This is a genomic window from Brachybacterium sp. NBEC-018 (genome assembly GCF_024860185.1).
Lineage (GTDB): Bacteria > Actinomycetota > Actinomycetes > Actinomycetales > Dermabacteraceae > Brachybacterium > Brachybacterium rhamnosum.
This window is the reverse complement of record NZ_CP100650.1, coordinates 1,173,127-1,189,927: the sequence shown is the minus strand read 5'-3', so window position 1 is coordinate 1,189,927 and position 16,801 is coordinate 1,173,127. Positions and strand designations below refer to the sequence as shown.

Here is a 16,801-nt window from a genome sequence, read left to right as displayed (position 1 = left end):
TCCCCTCGACGGGAGCCTCGCCCAGTGCTCGCACCACGGACGTAAATCCGTGGCGCGGTGCCGCGTCCCCTGGCATCGTCGCGACCACCCCAGGCGCCGTGGCACGTCGCGGCGCTCCGCCCGGAGCAGGGAGTGACATGCGAGAGCTCGTGTACTACGTGGCCGTGAGCCTGGACGGCTGCATCGCCGGACCCCAGGACCAGTTCGACGCCTTCCTCGTCGAGGGCGACCACATGGAGGGCATCAACGAGGAGTTCGGGGACGCGATCCCCACCGACATCGCCGCCCACCTCGGCATCCCCCAGAGCGGCGAGCGGTTCGGGACGGTGCTCATGGGGGCGACCACCCACGCGATGGGCCTGCCGGCCATGCCGAGCCCCTACCGCCACCTCGAACAGATCGTGTTCACGCACCGCGAGCTCCCGCCCGCGGAGAACCTCCGCACCACCACGGAGGACCCGGTCGCCGTGGTGCGCGCGCTCAAGGAGCAGCCCGGCGCGGACATCTGGCTGTGCGGCGGCGCGCAGCTCGCGACCCAGCTGCGCGGCGAGATCGACCGGCTCGTGCTCAAGCGCCAGCCGCTGCTGTTCGGCGCCGGCGTCCCGCTGTTCGCCCCGGGGGACTACGAGCCAGAGCGGTTCGCGCACGTGCGCACCCGGACCTTCGACTCCGGGGTGTCCCTGACGGAGTACGTGCGGGAGCGCTGACCCCGGTGCGATGACAGGGACCGACGGGGGCGTGTCCGTCCTGCGAACCTCCGCGTCCGCCCCGGGCATGGTGGGGCCGACGGCGGCTCCGTAGTGTCGAGCGCAGCGATCGCCCCACCGCACTCCCCCGCCCCACTCAACGCCGAAAGGTCACCATGACCACGCTGTCCAGCTCCCGCACCGACACCGATCCGCACGCCGACTCCCTCGCCGACGCCTACGACGCCCAGGGATACGTCCTCGTCAAGGGCCTGCTCACCAAGGAGGAGGCCGCCGCGTACCGCCAGCGCAGCCATGAGCTGATCGCCGCCCTGGACCGCGGCGACGACCCCACCTGGGACGCCGCCTCCGAGGTCGCCATGGGCCGTGCGACGAGCCTCCAGCACCTGCACGACGCCCAGTTCTACGACGCCGCCTTCACCCGGCTGCTCGTCGACCCGCGCTTCACGGACGTCGCCGCGGCCGTCCTGCGCACCCCGAACGTGCAGCTGCACCACACGAAGATGTTCATCAAGCCGCCGGAGAACGGCTCCCCGTTCCCGCCCCATCAGGACCACCCGTTCTTCCCTCACACCCATCACCGGGTGGCCGCCGCGATCTTCCACTTCGACGACGCCCCCGACGCGAAGGGCTGCGTGCGCATCGCCCCCGGCAGCCACCTCGCCGGGCCGCGCGAGCACGACCCGGAGGGCAGCTTCCACCTCCCCGACTTCCCCGTCGAGGAGCTCGTGCCGATGGAGGCGGAGGCCGGCGACGTCCTGTTCTTCACCTACCTCACCGTGCACAGCTCCGGCGTCAACGTGAGCGACGAGGCCCGCACCACGTGGCTCGTGCAGTTCCGCGACCCGGCGGACCTCCCGCTCACGGACCAGCACACGCACTCCCTGGGCCAGGGGCTCATCCTCGCCGGCACCGACCCCACGGGGCGTGCGGGCCGGGCATGATGACCGGATGACCCTCGCCGCCGTCGCCGAGGCGGCGACCTTCGTGGACCTCGCCGGCCTGCTCGTGGCCGGCGAGGTCGACGGCATGGCGGTGGACTACCTCAGCTGGGGCTTCTACACGCCGGCCGTCTGGCGCAACACGCCCCACACCCACTCCTTCCACGAGGTGTGCCTGGCCTACGCGGGCTCCGGCACGTTCACCGTGGAGGGCACGGCCCACCCGGTCGCTGCCGGGGAGCTGTTCGTCGCCCGCCCGGGCGAGGTGCACGAGATCGTCTCCCATCCCGAGGCGGGCCTCGGCATCGCCTTCTGGGGGTTCGCCCTGGACACCACCGCCCTGCCCGAGGGCCCCGGCTGGTGGGACGGCCTGCTGCGCCGCGAGCGCCCGCTCGTCTCTCCCCGGCTCGGCTCGCTGCCCGCGATCGTCTCCGCCCTCGCCGCGGAGGCCGCCGCCCCGCGATCCGGTGTGGACGCGCAGGTCACGGCGCTCGGCTCGGCGCTCGTGATCGAGACGGCGCGGGCCTTCGCCGCCCCCGAGGACCTCACGGTCACCCTCGATCCCGGGGCGCGCGCCACCTCCGCCGTCGCCGCCATGCGCCGCTATCTCGCGGACAACCTCGCCCGGCCGATCCGGGTGGAGGACGTCGCCGCGGTCGCGCACCTCTCCGATCGTCATGCCGCGCGGCTGTTCGCGCAGGAGACCGGCGCACCGATGATCGGGGAGCTGCGGCGGCTGCGACTCGCGCACGCGGCGCGGCTGCTGCTGGAGTCCGAGCGGCCCGTCGCCCAGGTGGCCCGGGAGTGCGGGTACCCCGAGTCGCGGCCCTTCATCACCGCGTTCCGGCGCCGCTACGGGCAGCCGCCCGGCGCCTTCCGCTCCCGGGGCGGCACCCTGCACCTGTGACCGGCGAGCTCCGTCGGCCCGTCGGCCCCCTCCGTTCTCGAGGCCCGGGCGCCTCCCCGCCTCAGGCGGCGATGAAGGAGCGGGCGAGCAGCCGGCTCACGCCGGGGAGCCCGACGGCCCGACGGGCGATCTGCTGGGTGCGGAGCCGCAGCATCGTCGACGGGATGAACGCCCCCGCGCTGAGCCGGCCGGAGCGGGCGATCCTCTCCGTCGTGGGCCGCCAGGCGCGCTCGTACTCCTCGAGCCCCACCTCGACGTGGGGGCCGGCCGCGCGCAGCGAGCGGGCGAGCACCTCCGCCCCCGCGATCGCGAGCGAGGTCCCCTGGCCGGCGAGCAGCGACGGGGCATGGGCCGCGTCCCCCGCGAGCACCAGCCGGCCGCGGCTCCAGCGCGGCGCGCTGCTCTGCGCGACGAGGTCGTCGTAGTACTCCCCCGCGGCGGGGACGTGCTCGAGGGCGGCGTCGATCTGCGGGTGCAGCCCCGTGAAGCGGCGACGCAGGTGGTCGGGGTCCGGCTCGGGCCGGCGGTCCTCGTGCGGGTCCGTGCGCTCGGAGAGCATGACGCCCACGCGGGCGGCGTCCGCCGCATACAGCCAGCCGACGCGCCCCACGGTGTCCGTCATGAGCATCCGGTCGCCGAGCTCCGCGGCGAGCGCCGGGCCCTCGACGAGGTAGCAGGCGACCCGGTAGCCCATCGGCACGATGCCGCCGTGCCCGGGAGCGACCTGCTCGCGCCAGGCGGAGCGGACGCCGTCGCAGGCGACGACGAGGTCGGCGGCGATCTCGGAGCCGTCCTCGAGGGTGACGACCGCGCCGTCGGGAGTCCCGGACGCCGCGCCCTCCCGGTCGCGCACGGCGACGGCTAGGGCTCCTCGCCGCAGCTCCACCTGGCTCGGCAGCACGGCGAGCAGGCCCTGCTCCACGTCGGGGCGGAGGATCGAGAAGTAGCGGCCCCCCGCCGCCCGCACGAGGGGCGCCGCGTCGATGCGGCCGGTCTCGGCGCCGTCGGGTCGCCCGTAGCGGACCCCGTCGAAGGCGCGGCCGCGGCGGCGCAGCTCGTCGATGACGCCCATCCGCTCGGCGGCTCGGAACCCGGGGCCGAAGAAGTCGATCATGTAGCCGCCGCCGCGGGGCCCCGGCGCGGATTCGAGCACCGTCACCCGGTGGTCGGGGGCGAGCTCGTGCGCGAGGGCCAGGCCGCTGATGCCGCCGCCGATGATCGTGACGTCCATGCCCTAGAACCTATCCGGGGCGGACGCAGGACGCGACCGGTCCGATCGGACCGGTCGCGTCGCTGCTGCTCAGGAGTTGCCGCCGTGAGTCACTCCGCGGCAGGTCGCTCCGCGGCCGGCTGGTCGTCCCCGCTCACCGCGGCGAGCTCGCCGGTCGCGGTCGCGGAGGCCTCGAGCACCGCGGCCTCCTCGTCGGGGTCGGTGCCCTCGGAGAACTGCGACCAGTACAGGCGGTGGTAGGCGCCCTCCGCCGCGAGCAGCGCATCGTGGGAGCCCTGCTCGACGATGTCGCCGTGCTCCATCACGAGGATGACGTCGGCGTCGCGGATCGTGGAGAGCCGGTGCGCGATGACGAAGCTCGTGCGGTCCGTGCGCAGCGCCGCCATCGCCTCCTGAACGAGGACCTCGGTGCGCGTGTCCACGCTCGAGGTGGCCTCGTCGAGGATCAGCAGCGCCGGATCGGCGAGGAAGGCGCGGGCGATCGTGATGAGCTGGCGCTCACCGGCGGAGACGTTCGCGCCCTCGTCCTCGATGACCGTGTCGTAGCCCTCGGGGAGGGTGCGCACGAAGCGGTCGACGTAGGTGGCGCGGGCCGCCTCGACCACCTCCTCGTCGCTCGCCCCGAGGCGCCCGTAGCGGATGTTCTCGCGGATCGTGCCGCCGAACAGCACGGCGTCCTGGAGGACCATGCCCACCCGGCTGCGCACCGCGCCGCGATCCAGCGCCCGGATGTCCACGTCGTCGAGGCGGATCTCGCCGCGGTCGATCTCGTAGAAGCGCATCACGAGGTTCACGAGCGTGGTCTTGCCGGCGCCCGTCGGCCCGACGATCGCGATCGTCTGGCCGGGCTCCGCGACGAGCGAGAGATCCGTGATGAGCGGCTTGTCAGGGCTGTAGGAGAAGGCGACGTGCGCGAACTCGACGCGGCCGCGCACCTCGGCGGGGGCCGCCGCGGGGGCGATCGCCCGCTCGGCGACGGTGCCGTCGGCCTGCTCATCGGCGACGGTGATCCCGCCGTCGGGCTGCTCCTCCTCCGCGTCGAGCAGCTCGAAGATGCGCTCGGCGGAGGCGACGCCGGAGATCAGCATGTTCGCCATGCCGGCGACCTCGCCGAGCGGCGCGTTGAACTCGCGGGAGTACTGGATGAACGCGACGACCGCGCCGAGGGACATCTGGCCGCTCGCGACGCGCAGGCCGCCCACGACCGCGATACCGACGTAGCCGAGATAGGTCACCCACTGCATGATCGGCATGATCATCCCGGAGAAGAACTGGGCCTTGAAGGCGGCTTCGAACAGCTCCTCGTTGCGCTCGTCGAAGGTCTCCCGCATCGCGTCCTGGCGGTCGAAGACGGTGACCAGGTCGTGCCCGGTGAAGGACTCCTCGACGTGGCCGTTGAGGCGGCCGGTGTTGCGCCACTGGGCGGTGAACAGCTTCTGCGAGCGGGAGCCGATGATGCCGACGACGACGCCGGAGATCGGCAGCGCCACGAGGGCGATGAGCGCGAGCTGCCAGGACAGCCAGAACATCATCACGGTGATGCCGATGATCGTCAGCACCGCGTAGACGAGGGAGGCGAAGGCCTGCTGGAGCGCCGTCTGCACGTTGTCGACGTCGTTCGTGGTGCGGGAGAGCAGGTCACCGCGCTGGCGGGTGTCGAAGTAGCGCAGCGGCAGGCGGTTGATCTTGGCCTCGATGCGCTCGCGCAGGCGGAACACGATCCGCATGACGATGTCGTTGAGCACGCGGCCCTGCAGCCAGTTGAACAGGGACGCGACGACGTACATCGCGAGGACGACCACGAGCAGGCGGCCGAGCGCCCCGAAGTCCACGCCGTCCCCGGAGGCGACGCCGTCGACGATGACGTCGATCGCGTCGCCGAGGATCGTGGGCGCCCACACGGTGAGCACGGTCGCGATGAGGCCGAAGGTGAGGACGACGGCGAGGCCGAGCTTGTGGTCGCCGAAGGAGGAGAACAGCCGCTTCGCGGTGGGCCAGAAGGCCTTCGCCCTGCGGGGCGGGCCGCCGCCCCACTCGCTCTCCATGGAGCCCTGCATCTGGACGATCTCGTCGTCGGTGAGGTCCTGGGTCGCGGCGTCGGCCGGGGTGGGGGTCTTCTCGCTCATGCCGGCTCCTCCACGGTGATCTGGGAGTCGACGATCTCCCGGTAGGTCTCCGAGGAGCCGAGCAGCTCCTCGTGGGTGCCGCGGCCGACGATCCGCCCCTGGTCCAGGACGAGGATCTGATCGGCGTCGGTGATGGTCGAGATGCGCTGGGCGACGATGAGGACCGTCGCACCCGCGGTGTGCTCGGCGAGCGCCGCGCGGACCTTCGCATCGGTGGTGACGTCGAGCGCGGAGAACGAGTCGTCGAAGACGTACACGCGCGGCGCGGCGACGAGGGTGCGGGCGATGCACAGGCGCTGGCGCTGGCCGCCGGAGACGTCGGTGCCGCCCTGCGAGATCGTCGAGTCCAGGCCCGTCGCGGCGGCGTCCCCGCTGCCGGTGGTGCGATCGCGGACGAAGCCGGAGGCCTGCGCGACCTCGAGCGCGGCGTGCAGGGTCTCCTCGCGCGCCGTCGGGTCGCCGAAGCGGAGGTTCTCCGCGACGGTGCCGGAGAACAGGTAGGGACGCTGCGGGACGAGGCCGACGGCGGCGCTGAGCGAGGCCCGGGAGAGGTCCGTGACGGGCACGCCCTCGATGCGCACCTGCCCGGAGGTCGCGTCGTGCAGGCGCGGGACGAGGCTGACGAGGCTCGTCTTGCCGGAGCCGGTCGCGCCGATGATCGCGGTGGTGCGGCCGGCGGGGGCGGTGAAGGAGACGCCGTCGAGCACCGGGGACTCGGCTCCCGGGTAGGAGAAGCTCACGTCGCGGAACTCGACGCTCGCGCCGACGGCGGCGCCGGGGGCGGGCACGGGCAGCTCGCGCGGGGCGGTGGGCTCGGCGAGGGTGGGCGTGGTCTCGAGGACCTCGCCGATGCGGCGCCCGCCCACGACCGCACGCGGGAACATCATGACCATGAAGGTGCCCATCATGACGGCCATGAGGATCTGCAGGAGGTACTGCATGAAGGCGGTCAGCGAGCCGACCTGCACGAGGCCCGCGTCCACGCGGTGACCGCCGAACCACAGCACGGCCGCGGTCGCGAGGTGGAGGACGACGGTGATCGCGGGGCCCATGAGCACGAACAGCCGGCCGATCCGCACGGAGGTGTCGGTGAGCAGCTGGTTGGCGTCGGTGAAGCGGGAGGACTCGTGCTGCTCGCGCACGAAGGCGCGGACGACGCGGATGCCCATGAGCTGCTCGCGCATGACGCCGTTGATGCCGTCGATGTTGTCCTGCATGCGCTGGAACAGTGGCATGAGGCGCACGACGAGCAGGCCGACGATGACGAGCAGGACGGGCACGGAGACCCACACGAGCCAGGACAGGCCCGGGTCCTCGCGCACGGCCATGACGATGCCGCCGATGGACATGATCGGCACCATGACCATGAAGTTCAGGCCCATGAGCACGAGCATCTGGACCTGCTGGACGTCGTTCGTGGCGCGGGTGATGAGCGTCGGGGCGCCGAAGCGGCCCATCTCCTCGGTGGAGAAGCGGTCCACGCGCGTGTAGACCGCGCGGCGGATGTCCCGGCCGATGCCCATGGCGGCGCGGGCGCCGAACCAGACGGAGGCGATCGCGGTGACGACCTGGACGAGGGCGACGACGAGCATCACGCCGCCCACGCGCCAGATGTAGTTGGTGTCCCCGGTCGCGACGCCGTGGTCGATGATGTCCGCGTTGAGGCTGGGCAGGTACAGGGTGGCGAGCACGGTAGCGAGCTGCAGCACGAGCACGGCGCCGACGTGCGGGAGGTAGGGCCGGCCGTGGCGGCGCAGGAGGGTCCAGAGCATGAGGATCCTTGGGATGGAGGGTCCGGATGAGGGGTGGCGGCGGCTGGAGCGGCGGGCCGTCCCGCCGTCCCGAGCGTAGGTAGGGCTGAGGACAGGTCCTGTCCTCGAAGCCGGATTCGCCGCGCGGGGTGCGCGCGACAAGGCGTCCCATCCTGCACCGGGGAGGGTGCCCGGCGCACCCGACTTTCGGTGGAGATCGGACGTCCGCTCAGGCCGCGTCCGTCCCGTCACCGGCGACGGCAGAGGCATCACCAGAGGGATCGACATCGGCATCAGCTTCGGCACGGTCGAGAGCGAGATCGAGATCGAGATCGATATCGAGATCGCGATCGCGATCAAGAAGTGCGCTCGGATCGGCGCTCAGCCACGACGCGGTGCGCGGCACGAGCCCGTTCCGGAGCGATTCGAGGCCCGGGGTGGTTCCCGTGCGACGCTCCCACTGCCGCACCATCCGTCGGACGCGATCGCCGATGTCGCCGATCCGTTTCTCCCCCGGGTGCCGGGAGTGTGGCAGCCGGAAGGCAGGACCGTCCGTGGTCAGGCGCGCCAGGAGCTGCGGGCGCACGTCCAGGACCGTCAGCCGCCACAGCAGGGCCTTGAGGTCGACGTCCGTGAGCCGTGGGGAGAGCTCGCGCACGGCGGTCTCCAGGGGGGAGACGCGCAGTCCCTGCGGGCTCTGCTCCCAGCCCTCGTCACCGTGGTGCATGTGGGTGTGGGCGGAGGCGCGACGCCGTGGGCCGCGCGGGAAGCACAGATGGATCCGGTCCCCGAGCCGCCAGTGGAGGTCCTCCGGGAGGGGGAGGCCCCAGAGCTGCGCGGCGGTGAGGTGGCTGAGCACGGCGCCGGGCCAGAGCCGCTCCTGGGCGAAGCGGCAGATCTCGACGAAGGATGCCGGATGGTCGGTGAGCGTGTGCGCCCCGGTGAAGACCGTCGTGAACTCCTCGGAGGCGACCCGACGGGTGTGCACCCCCATCGCCAGCAGCTCCGCACGCAGGAGGACCCGCCCATGAGGGACGGGAGTGGCGGCGCGCAAGTTCATGCGCCGACGCTACGGGCGGCGACGACGCGAGAGCTGCGGGAGGGCGGAGCTGTGGACGACCCTCCCTCCCCAAGCAGTCGATGCCGGATCCTGCGGGTCACCGACGGCGAGTCACCGGTGGGGTGCGGCGGCGCTCCAGGAATGGTCGCAAAACGAGCCATGGGACAGCCACGCCCGGAGCCGACGTCGAGCACGGCCGGTCGCCGGCGGCCGAAAGCCGGGAGCGGCCGCCTGGCTGGGTGGTGCGGCGGCGCTCCAGGAGTGGTCGCAAAACGAGCCACAGGGCGGCGACCCCCGCCCCTGCACCCGTTCCCGCTGGTCACCCGCTCATGTCGCCTCTCCTCACGACGCCCCTCCCATCGCACACCCGATGCCGCCTTCCGCCCTCCGCCCTCCGCCCTCCGCCCTCCGCCCTCCGCCCTCCGCCCTCCGCTGGGCACTCTCCTCGCACCACCCTGCATCTCGCTCTGCGCTTCACGGACCCTTCATCCCTGAGCCCGCGCTCCTCATCCCTGAGCCCGCGCTCCGCTCCGGATCCCCCGCCCCTCGCCTCGCACCCTGTGCCCACACCCGCATCCTTCACCTTTTCGCCCCTCGCTTCTCGCCCCGGAAAGATGGCTCATTTCGCGACCATCCCTGGAGCATCTCGACCACCCCTGCGACCTCGCTCCGGGAATGGCTCATTTCGCGACCATCCCTGGAGCGCCTCGACCACCCCTGGCACGTCGCGGAGCAGAGCACGAGAGCGACCCGCGATCCACGTTCAAGGGCGGCCACGGACGGGCTCGGTGACACCACCGACTCGCCGACGTGGACAGCGACTCCCAGGACCCGGGGCACGGGGGACGTGAGCCAGAGCCGGGTCCGGGGCCGGGGCCGGGGCCGGGGCCGGGGAAGAACCTGCTCGACGTCGAGGATCGTCGCCGGAGACACTGAGCCCATGAGCCTGCGCTTCCCCCTCCGCACCGCGCGCCTCGACCTGCGCCCCTTCACGGTGCAGGACGTGCCCGCCGCGGCTGCCGTCTACGGGGACGCCGAGGTCATGCGGCACGTGGGCGAGGGCGGAGCGGTCGGCGCCGACGAGGCGGCCGCCATGGTCGCCGCCTACATCGCCCATCAGCGCGAGCACGGCCTCGGATTCTGGGCGGTGGTCGACAGGGCCGATGGCGCGCTGATCGGGGATGCAGGTTTCGAGCTCACCGAGCACGGGCTCGAGCTGGGCTACACGCTGCGCCGGGACCGCTGGGGCCAGGGGCTCGCGACCGAGGCCGCACGGGCCTGCCTCGAGGCGGCGAGCGAGCTGCGCCAACGCGAGGTGGTGGCGCTCGTGGATGCGGCGAACCCCGCCTCCGCGCACGTGCTCGAGAAGCTCGGCTTCGCCGAGGGCGGCGAGGGCGCTGCCGACGGCGAGAGCGCCGGCACCGTCACGTCCTACGGCCGGCCGCACCGGCTCTTCCGCCTCACCCTGCGCTGAACCTGCCACGGGCCCGCCGACGGACGAGTGACCGCGGGAAGACGAGGCCGAGGGGGTCGGGGCGCGGGAGCGCGGGAGCGCGGGAGCGCGCGATCTCAGCGCCGCCAGCCCTCCACGTCCCGGTGGTAGCGGACGACCACGTGCCGGCGGTCCTCCCGGGCCTGCATGACGATGACCTCCGCAGGCTGCAGGGCGTAGACCTGCCAGTCCGGGTTCGGCGCGCCGTCCGAGGTGGGCCGTGCGAGCCAGTCCTGCTGCGAGGCCTCCTCGCCGAGCGCCGTCACCACGCCGCTCACGCGCAGCTGCCGCCCGGACTCCCGCCAGAAGAAGGTCATCGCGGCACGGGGATCCACGGCGAGCTGCCGACCCTTCGCGGAGCTCCGCGAGGTCGCGACGTGCAGGCCGTGCTCATCGATGTCCTTGAGGACGAGCGTGCGGCCGTCGGGCGCTCCGTCCTCCCGGATCGTCTCGAAGGTCATCGCGTGCGGCTGCCGGGTGCCGCGGGCGATCTCCTCCTCGAGCCAGCGGAGGATCAGGTCCCGCGGGTCCTCGGGGAGATCCACGGGGTCGAGGGAGGGCATCTGATCGGGGAAGCCGGGCAGCGCCCGGAGGCGGTCACTCAGTGGGCTCATGCCGCGATCCTCGCACCGGGCGCAGGATCACCACCGCACGGATCCGGCCGGGCCCCGCACGGCTCGCGCCGCCCGTCGGCCGCGGTCGCCGACGCCCCGCCGCCTGTCACTGCCCGAGCATGATCCCGGTGCCGGGGCCCAGCGGGAGACCGGCGAAGAAAAAGATCGCGAGGATCGCCGTCCACACCACCCAGAACGGGACCACGAAGGGCAGCATGCGCGCGAACATCGTGCCGAGGCCCGCGGCGGGCTCGTACTTCCGCAGCATGCCCAGCAGCACCACCATGTACGGGTTCATCGGGGTGATGACCTGGGTGGCGGAGTCACCCACGCGGAACGCGGCCTGCGTGAACGCCGGCTCGTAGCCGAGCAGCGCGAACATCGGCACGAACACCGCGGCCATGATCGTCCACATGCCCGAGCCGGAGATGATGAAGAGGTTCAGGCAGCTCGCCAGCAGGATGAACCCGATGATCGCGGGGAATCCCGTCAGTCCGATCCCCTCGAGGCCCGCGGCGCCCGTCACGGCGATCCAGGAGCCGATGCCGGACCAGTTGAACAGCGCGATGAACTGCCCCAGCACGAACGCGAGCACGATGAAGGGGAGCATCTCCTTCAGGGCGTCGGTCATCATCCGCACGCCGTCGGCCGTCGAACGGATCGTGCCGACGACGATCCCGTAGGCGAGACCCACCACCACGAAGTACGCGAAAACGAGGAACACGATCGAGTCCAGCAGCGGCGAGGAGGGCAGGAAGCCACCCTCCTCGTTGCGCCACGGGGAGGCGGGGACCAGGGTCGCCACGAGCACCACGGCCGTGAGCACCACACCGGCGAGCACGGCGACGAGCAGGCCCTTGTTCTCCTGCGGGGTGAGGGCGGCGCGCATCTGCTCGGCGTCGGTCCCGCCGCTCCCGGACTCGCCGTCCTCCACGGTCTCATCGCGCGGGACGTCGGTGCGCACGAGCCGCGGCTCGAGCACCCGGTCGATGACGACGCCCGCGACGATGCCCAGCACGAGCGAGGAGGCGATGTTGAACCACCAGTTCGAGACCGGGTTCACCGGCGTCGCGCCGAGGCCCGGCAGCGCCTCCATCACGGAGGTGGTGATGCCCGCGAAGAGCGCGTCGAGGCTCGTGGGGAAGATGTTCGTCGAGTAGCCGGCGCCCGCCGCGGCGAAGCCGCCGAGCAGACCCGCGACCGGGTGACGGCCCGCCGCCTTGAACACGAGCGCGGCGAGCGGCGGGACGACCACGAAGGCGGAGTCCGCCATGATCGAGGAGATGACGCCGACGAAGCCCACGACGTACGGCAGCATCCAGCGCGGCGAGGAGCCGAAGGTCTTGCGGATGATCGCGGCGAGCATGCCGGAGTGCTGGGCGACGCCGATCGCGAGCAGGATCGGCATGACCGTCTTCAGCGGCGGGAAGCCGATGTAGTTCTCCCCGAGGTTGCTCGTGAGCCAGGTGAGGCCCTCCGCGGTGAACAGCCCCTTGATGACCGTGGCCTCCTCCGCGCCGGGCACGGAGACGGTCACCCCGACCGCGGCCATCGCGGTCGAGACGATCCCGGTGATCGCGAAGAGGATGAGGAACAGCATGAACGGCTCGGGGAGCTTGTTCCCGAGCCGCTCCACCCCGCCGAGGAAGCGGTCGGTGAGGGGCGGGCGGCCGGTGGGCGTCGTGGCGGTGCTCATGAGAAGGGCTCCAGACGGGCGTCGGGGACGGGGAGAGGAGAGGGACGGGGTCAGTCGAAGTAGGAGGGCACGTCGATCGCGCCGCCGGCCGCCGCGAACTCGCCCGCGACCTCCGCCGCGAGCGCCGGGTCGTGGAGCACGTCGAGCAGCGTCGCGGCGAGGCCGTAGGCGCCGTCGGCCGCGGCGGCGCGCGCGATCGGCCCCGTGGACTGCGCGGCGAACTCGCGCGTGTGCAGGGCGGCCTCGGCGTCGGAGGTCTGGATCAGCGGGTGCATGCCGGGCAGGCGGTAGCTGACGTTGCCGAAGTCCGTGGAGGCGGCGAGCGAGGGGGACACCACGCCGAGCGGCAGCGGGTCGCGACCGCGGCGGCGCTGCGACTCGACCCAGCGGCCGGTGAGCGCCTGGTTGGTGCGCACGGGCAGCGAGGGCGGATGCTCGTCCCAGTCGATGCTCACGCCCACGCCCGCCATGAGCGCGGCGCCGCGGGCGACGTCCTCGACGCGGCGCGAGAGGTCCTTGAGGGTCTCGGGCCGCTGCGAGCGCACGTACATCTCGACCACGGCGGTGTCCGGGATGACGCTCGCGCGGTCCCCGCCCTCGGTGATGATCGCGTGGAGGCGGTCCGACGGCGGCGTCTGCTGCCGCAGCAGGCCCACGCCCTGGTACATGAGGCTCGCGCCGTCCAGGGCGTTGCGCCCCATGAAGGGCTGCGCGGAGGCATGGGCGGTGTGCCCGTGGAAGGTGACCTTGAGGGTGCGCCGGCCCAGCCACACCTGGTCGGCGAGGTCGTAGGCGGGGTAGCCGTGCGCCATGACGGCGGCGTCGAGGCCGTCGAAGGCGCCCTCGCGGGCCATGTATTCCTTGCCGGTGTGGCCCTCCTCGGCGGGCGTGCCGAGGTAGACGACGGTGCCGGGCACGGCCGACGGGTCCTCCTGCGCGAGCGCATGGATCGCGAGGAAGGCCCCGAGCCCCATGACGGCGATGACGTTGTGGCCGCAGCCGTGGCCCACGCCGGGCAGGGCGTCGTACTCGGAGAGCACGGCGAGCGTGGGGCCCTCGCCCTCGCCGTGGATCTCCGCGCGGATCGCGGTGTCCAGGCCGTGCACGCCGAGCTGCGCCTCGATCCCGTGCTCGGCGAGGATCGCGACGATCGCGGCGGCGGAGCGGTGCTCCTCGAAGGCGACCTCGGGGTGCGCGGCGAGGTCGACCATGAGGTCCACCATCGCGCCGGCGTCCGCCTCGACGGCCTGCTCGAGGCGGGTCAGGAGCGCCTCGGGCGCGCCGGCGAAGGCGGAGCCGGGGTGACGCTCGGTGGCGACGGCCGAGGCCTGCTCCTCGTGGAGCTGGTCGAGGTAGGCGTGCGAGGGCGTGGTGGGGGTCGCCTCGTCGTGGGGCGCGCGATGGGAGGACATGCGCTCCAACGTAACGGTTCCCGGCCAGGTCACCGACCGATCCGGCGAGGTTCCCGGGACGGGGGCCGCGGAGCTGGGCGGATGCCGCCGCGAGGCCCGCGCGGGCAGGCCTTCCGTCAGGTCGGTCTCCTCCCCCGGCCGCGCCCACGACGCGGGCCGCGGCACGGTCCTACACTCGGCGCGGGCGTCCCCCCGCGCCGGTCCCCCGGTCTGCCGCCCGTCCCGCACCGTCCCCCGAGGAGGACCCCGTGTCCCAGCTGAGCGATCTCGTCGACCCCGCCGCGATCAGCCTCCAGAACCCCGCCGCGACCTGGCGCGATGCGATCACCGCCGCCGGCGCCCTGATCGAGTCCACGGGCGCCGTGGATCCCGCGTACACCGCGGCGATGATCCGCAGCGTCGAGGAGCACGGCCCGTACATCGTCATCGCGCCCGGCTTCGCGCTCGCCCATTCCCGGCCCGACGCCTCCGTGCACCGCACCGCGATGTCGGTGCTGCGCCCGCAGGCCCCGATCGTCTTCGGACACGAGAGCAACGATCCGGTCACGCTGGTCGTCGCCCTCGCCGCCGCGGACCCCTCCGCCCACCAGCAGGCGCTCGCGGCCCTCGCAGGGATCCTCGCGGACCCCACCCGCCGCGCGGCGCTCGACGACGCCGCGACCCCGGAGCAGGTGCTCGCGGTGCTCGGCGAGGAGCGCTCGGCCTCTGCGACGGCCCCGTCGGCCCCGGCCGCCACGACCGCCATGACCGCCACCGCGACGTCCGCCGTCGACCCCGACGAGCCGACGGTCCCCTCGAAGAACCTGCTGCTGACCGTGTGCGGCAACGGCCTGGGCACGAGCCTGTTCCTCAAGAACACGGCGGAGACCGTGCTCGGCACCTGGGGCTGGGGCTCGCTGCTCTCCGTCGAGGCGACGGACACGATCTCCGCGAAGGGCCGCGCCAAGGAGGCGGACGCGATCCTCACCTCCGGCGCGATCGCCCAGACCCTCGGCGAGGTCGGCGTGCCCGTCCACGTCATCGAGAACTTCACCTCGACCGCGGAGGTCGACGCCGCGCTGCGCCGCCTCTACGCCGTCTGACCCCTCCCTCTCCCCCGTCCCCACCGCAGCATCGGAGGCATCCTCGTGACCGTCCTCGTCGCGATCGCCCAGTTCCTCGTCAACGAGATCCTCAGCGTCCCCGCGTATCTCATCGGCATCATCACCGCCATCGGCCTCATCGCCCTGCGCCGCAGCGTCGGCCAGGTCGCCGGCGGCGCCATCAAGGCCGTCCTCGGCTTCCTGCTCATCGGCGCCGGCGCGACCCTCGTCAGCGCCTCCCTCACCCCGCTCGGGGCGATGATCCAGGGCGCGCTCGGCGCCCAGGGCGTCGTCCCCACGAACGAGGCGATCGCCGGCATCGCCCAGGAGGAGTTCGGGGCGCAGGTCTCCTGGCTCATGATCCTGGGCTTCGTCGTCGCGATCCTGCTGGCCCGCTTCACGCCCCTGCGCTACGTCTTCCTCACCGGCCACCACCTGCTGTTCATGGCCACCCTCATCACGATCGTCATGGCCTCCGCCGGCATGCCCTCGCCCGTGGTCGTCGTGCTCGGCGCGGTGCTGCTGGGCGTGCTCATGGTGTCCCTGCCCGCGCTCGCCCAGCCCTGGACCCGCCGCGTCTCCGGTGACGACTCGATCGCGATCGGCCACTTCGGCACCGCCGGCTACATCGCCGCGGGCGCCGTCGGCCGGCTCGTGGACCCGAAGGGGAAGAGCCGCTCGACGGAGGACATCCACGTCCCCGAGGGGCTGCGCTTCCTGCGCGACTCGATGGTCGCGACCGCGCTGTCCATGGTGCTCATGTACGTCGTCGTCGCCGTGCTGTACGTGGTGCGCGCCGGCCAGGAGACCGCCTTCGGCGCCTTCGAGAACGGCGCGACCGGCATCGGCAACTACCTCATGCAGTCCGTGACCCAGGGCCTCCAGTTCGGCATCGCGGTCGCCGTGATCCTCTTCGGCGTGCGCACGATCCTCGGCGAGCTCGTGCCCGCCTTCCAGGGCATCGCCGCGAAGGTCGTCCCCGGGGCGATCCCCGCGCTCGACGCCCCGATCGTCTTCCCGTACGCGCAGAACGCCGTGCTCATCGGCTTCCTCTCGAGCTTCGCGGGCGGCCTGCTGGGCCTGCTGCTGCTCGGCGTGTGGCTGGGCCCCGCGCTGGGCCTCGCGCTCGTGCTGCCGGGCCTCGTGCCCCACTTCTTCACGGGCGGCGCGGCCGGCGTGTACGGCAACGCGACCGGCGGCCGGCGCGGCGCCGTCGCGGGCGGCCTCGTCAACGGCCTGCTCGTCACCTTCCTGCCGGCGCTGCTGCTCAAGGTGCTCGGCAGCTTCGGCTCGGCGAACACCACCTTCGGCGACACGGACTTCGGCTGGTTCGGCATCCTCATCGGCTACGGCGCCCGCACCGGCGTGGTGAGCGGCATCGTGCTGCTCGTGCTCATCGGCGCCGCGGTCCTCGGCGCGGCGCTGCTCGTGCAGCGTCGTGTGGTGGACGCCGGCTGGGACCCCGCCCCGGCGCGCGCCGCGGCCGGCGAGGGTGCGGCCCCCGGTGCTCAGGCCGCCCCGAGCGACCGGTCGGCGGGCGCCGCCACCACCGGCGCCGCCGCCCACCCGCGGGTCGCGCCGCCCGTCGGCGCACCCGTCCCGCCCCCGCCGCCGGAGTCCTGACCGGGCGGCGGGCGCGCCAGGGCACTAGCATTCCCCCACGGCCACACCCCGGCCGCCCGCCGCTCCCCCGTCCGGGCCACACCCCGGCCCGACGGTCCCCGCGGCCCGCCGACGCCCGCCGTCGGCCCACGACCCTGCCCCCGGGCAGGGCCCGTGCGA

13 protein-coding genes are annotated in these 16,801 nt (G+C 73.0%); 6 read left to right on the top strand and 7 right to left on the bottom strand.

Translation table 11 applies throughout. The features are described 5' to 3' along the window. The first annotated feature begins 137 nt into the window (after window positions 1–137). The 3 genes from NLU66_RS05280 (at window position 138) to NLU66_RS05270 (ending at window position 2,555) form a co-directional block, all read left to right on the top strand. Complete coding sequence (locus NLU66_RS05280; RefSeq protein WP_259361897.1) at window positions 138–707, top strand: dihydrofolate reductase family protein; 570 nt, start codon at window positions 138–140, stop codon at window positions 705–707. 155 nt (window positions 708–862) lie between these two features. Continuing rightward, the gene (locus NLU66_RS05275; RefSeq protein ID WP_259361896.1) at window positions 863–1,651 is read left to right on the top strand and encodes a phytanoyl-CoA dioxygenase family protein; all 789 of its coding nucleotides are present in this window, start codon (window positions 863–865) and stop codon (window positions 1,649–1,651) included. A gap of 7 nt (window positions 1,652–1,658) precedes the next feature. Continuing rightward, a complete protein-coding gene (locus tag NLU66_RS05270) occupies window positions 1,659–2,555 on the top strand; it encodes an AraC family transcriptional regulator (protein WP_259361895.1) in 897 nt (298 codons plus the stop codon). Between the two features lie 61 nt (window positions 2,556–2,616). Here NLU66_RS05270 and NLU66_RS05265 read toward each other — a convergent pair whose 3' ends face one another. From NLU66_RS05265 to NLU66_RS05250, 4 genes are all read right to left on the bottom strand, one after another. After that, window positions 2,617–3,786: an FAD-dependent oxidoreductase gene (locus NLU66_RS05265; RefSeq protein WP_259361894.1), complete on the bottom strand. Its 1,170-nt coding sequence runs from the start codon at window positions 3,784–3,786 to the stop codon at window positions 2,617–2,619. 89 nt (window positions 3,787–3,875) lie between these two features. After that, window positions 3,876–5,912 (bottom strand): ABC transporter ATP-binding protein, encoded by a 2,037-nt coding sequence (locus NLU66_RS05260; protein WP_259361893.1) that lies wholly within the window; start codon window positions 5,910–5,912, stop codon window positions 3,876–3,878. Then, entirely contained in the window at window positions 5,909–7,684 is a 1,776-nt protein-coding gene (locus NLU66_RS05255; RefSeq protein ID WP_259361892.1) for an ABC transporter ATP-binding protein, read from the bottom strand. The genes NLU66_RS05260 and NLU66_RS05255 overlap by 4 nt, the downstream gene beginning before the upstream one ends. A gap of 208 nt (window positions 7,685–7,892) precedes the next feature. Next, the gene (locus tag NLU66_RS05250; protein ID WP_259361891.1) at window positions 7,893–8,723 is read right to left on the bottom strand and encodes a hypothetical protein; all 831 of its coding nucleotides are present in this window, start codon (window positions 8,721–8,723) and stop codon (window positions 7,893–7,895) included. 940 nt (window positions 8,724–9,663) lie between these two features. On the opposite strand from NLU66_RS05250, the gene NLU66_RS05245 reads away from it, so the two are divergent. Next, entirely contained in the window at window positions 9,664–10,197 is a 534-nt protein-coding gene (locus tag NLU66_RS05245; protein WP_259361890.1) for a GNAT family N-acetyltransferase, read from the top strand. A 95-nt stretch (window positions 10,198–10,292) separates the two neighbouring features. Here NLU66_RS05245 and NLU66_RS05240 read toward each other — a convergent pair whose 3' ends face one another. The 3 genes from NLU66_RS05240 to NLU66_RS05230 form a co-directional block, all read right to left on the bottom strand. Then, on the bottom strand, window positions 10,293–10,829 hold the full coding sequence (locus tag NLU66_RS05240) for a pyridoxamine 5'-phosphate oxidase family protein (RefSeq protein ID WP_259361889.1): 537 nt from the start codon (window positions 10,827–10,829) through the stop codon (window positions 10,293–10,295). Window positions 10,830–10,935: 106 nt separating this feature from the next. Then, complete coding sequence (locus NLU66_RS05235; RefSeq protein ID WP_259361888.1) at window positions 10,936–12,525, bottom strand: AbgT family transporter; 1,590 nt, start codon at window positions 12,523–12,525, stop codon at window positions 10,936–10,938. 50 nt (window positions 12,526–12,575) lie between these two features. Further along, window positions 12,576–13,937, bottom strand: a complete 1,362-nt coding sequence (locus NLU66_RS05230) for a M20 family metallopeptidase (RefSeq protein ID WP_259361887.1) — start codon at window positions 13,935–13,937, stop codon at window positions 12,576–12,578. 248 nt (window positions 13,938–14,185) lie between these two features. On the opposite strand from NLU66_RS05230, the gene NLU66_RS05225 reads away from it, so the two are divergent. After that, window positions 14,186–15,019, top strand: coding sequence for a PTS sugar transporter subunit IIA (locus tag NLU66_RS05225; protein WP_259361886.1), 834 nt, complete (start codon window positions 14,186–14,188; stop codon window positions 15,017–15,019). A gap of 45 nt (window positions 15,020–15,064) precedes the next feature. After that, window positions 15,065–16,642, top strand: a complete 1,578-nt coding sequence (locus NLU66_RS05220; RefSeq protein WP_259361885.1) for a PTS ascorbate transporter subunit IIC — start codon at window positions 15,065–15,067, stop codon at window positions 16,640–16,642. Window positions 16,643–16,801: the final 159 nt, after the last annotated feature.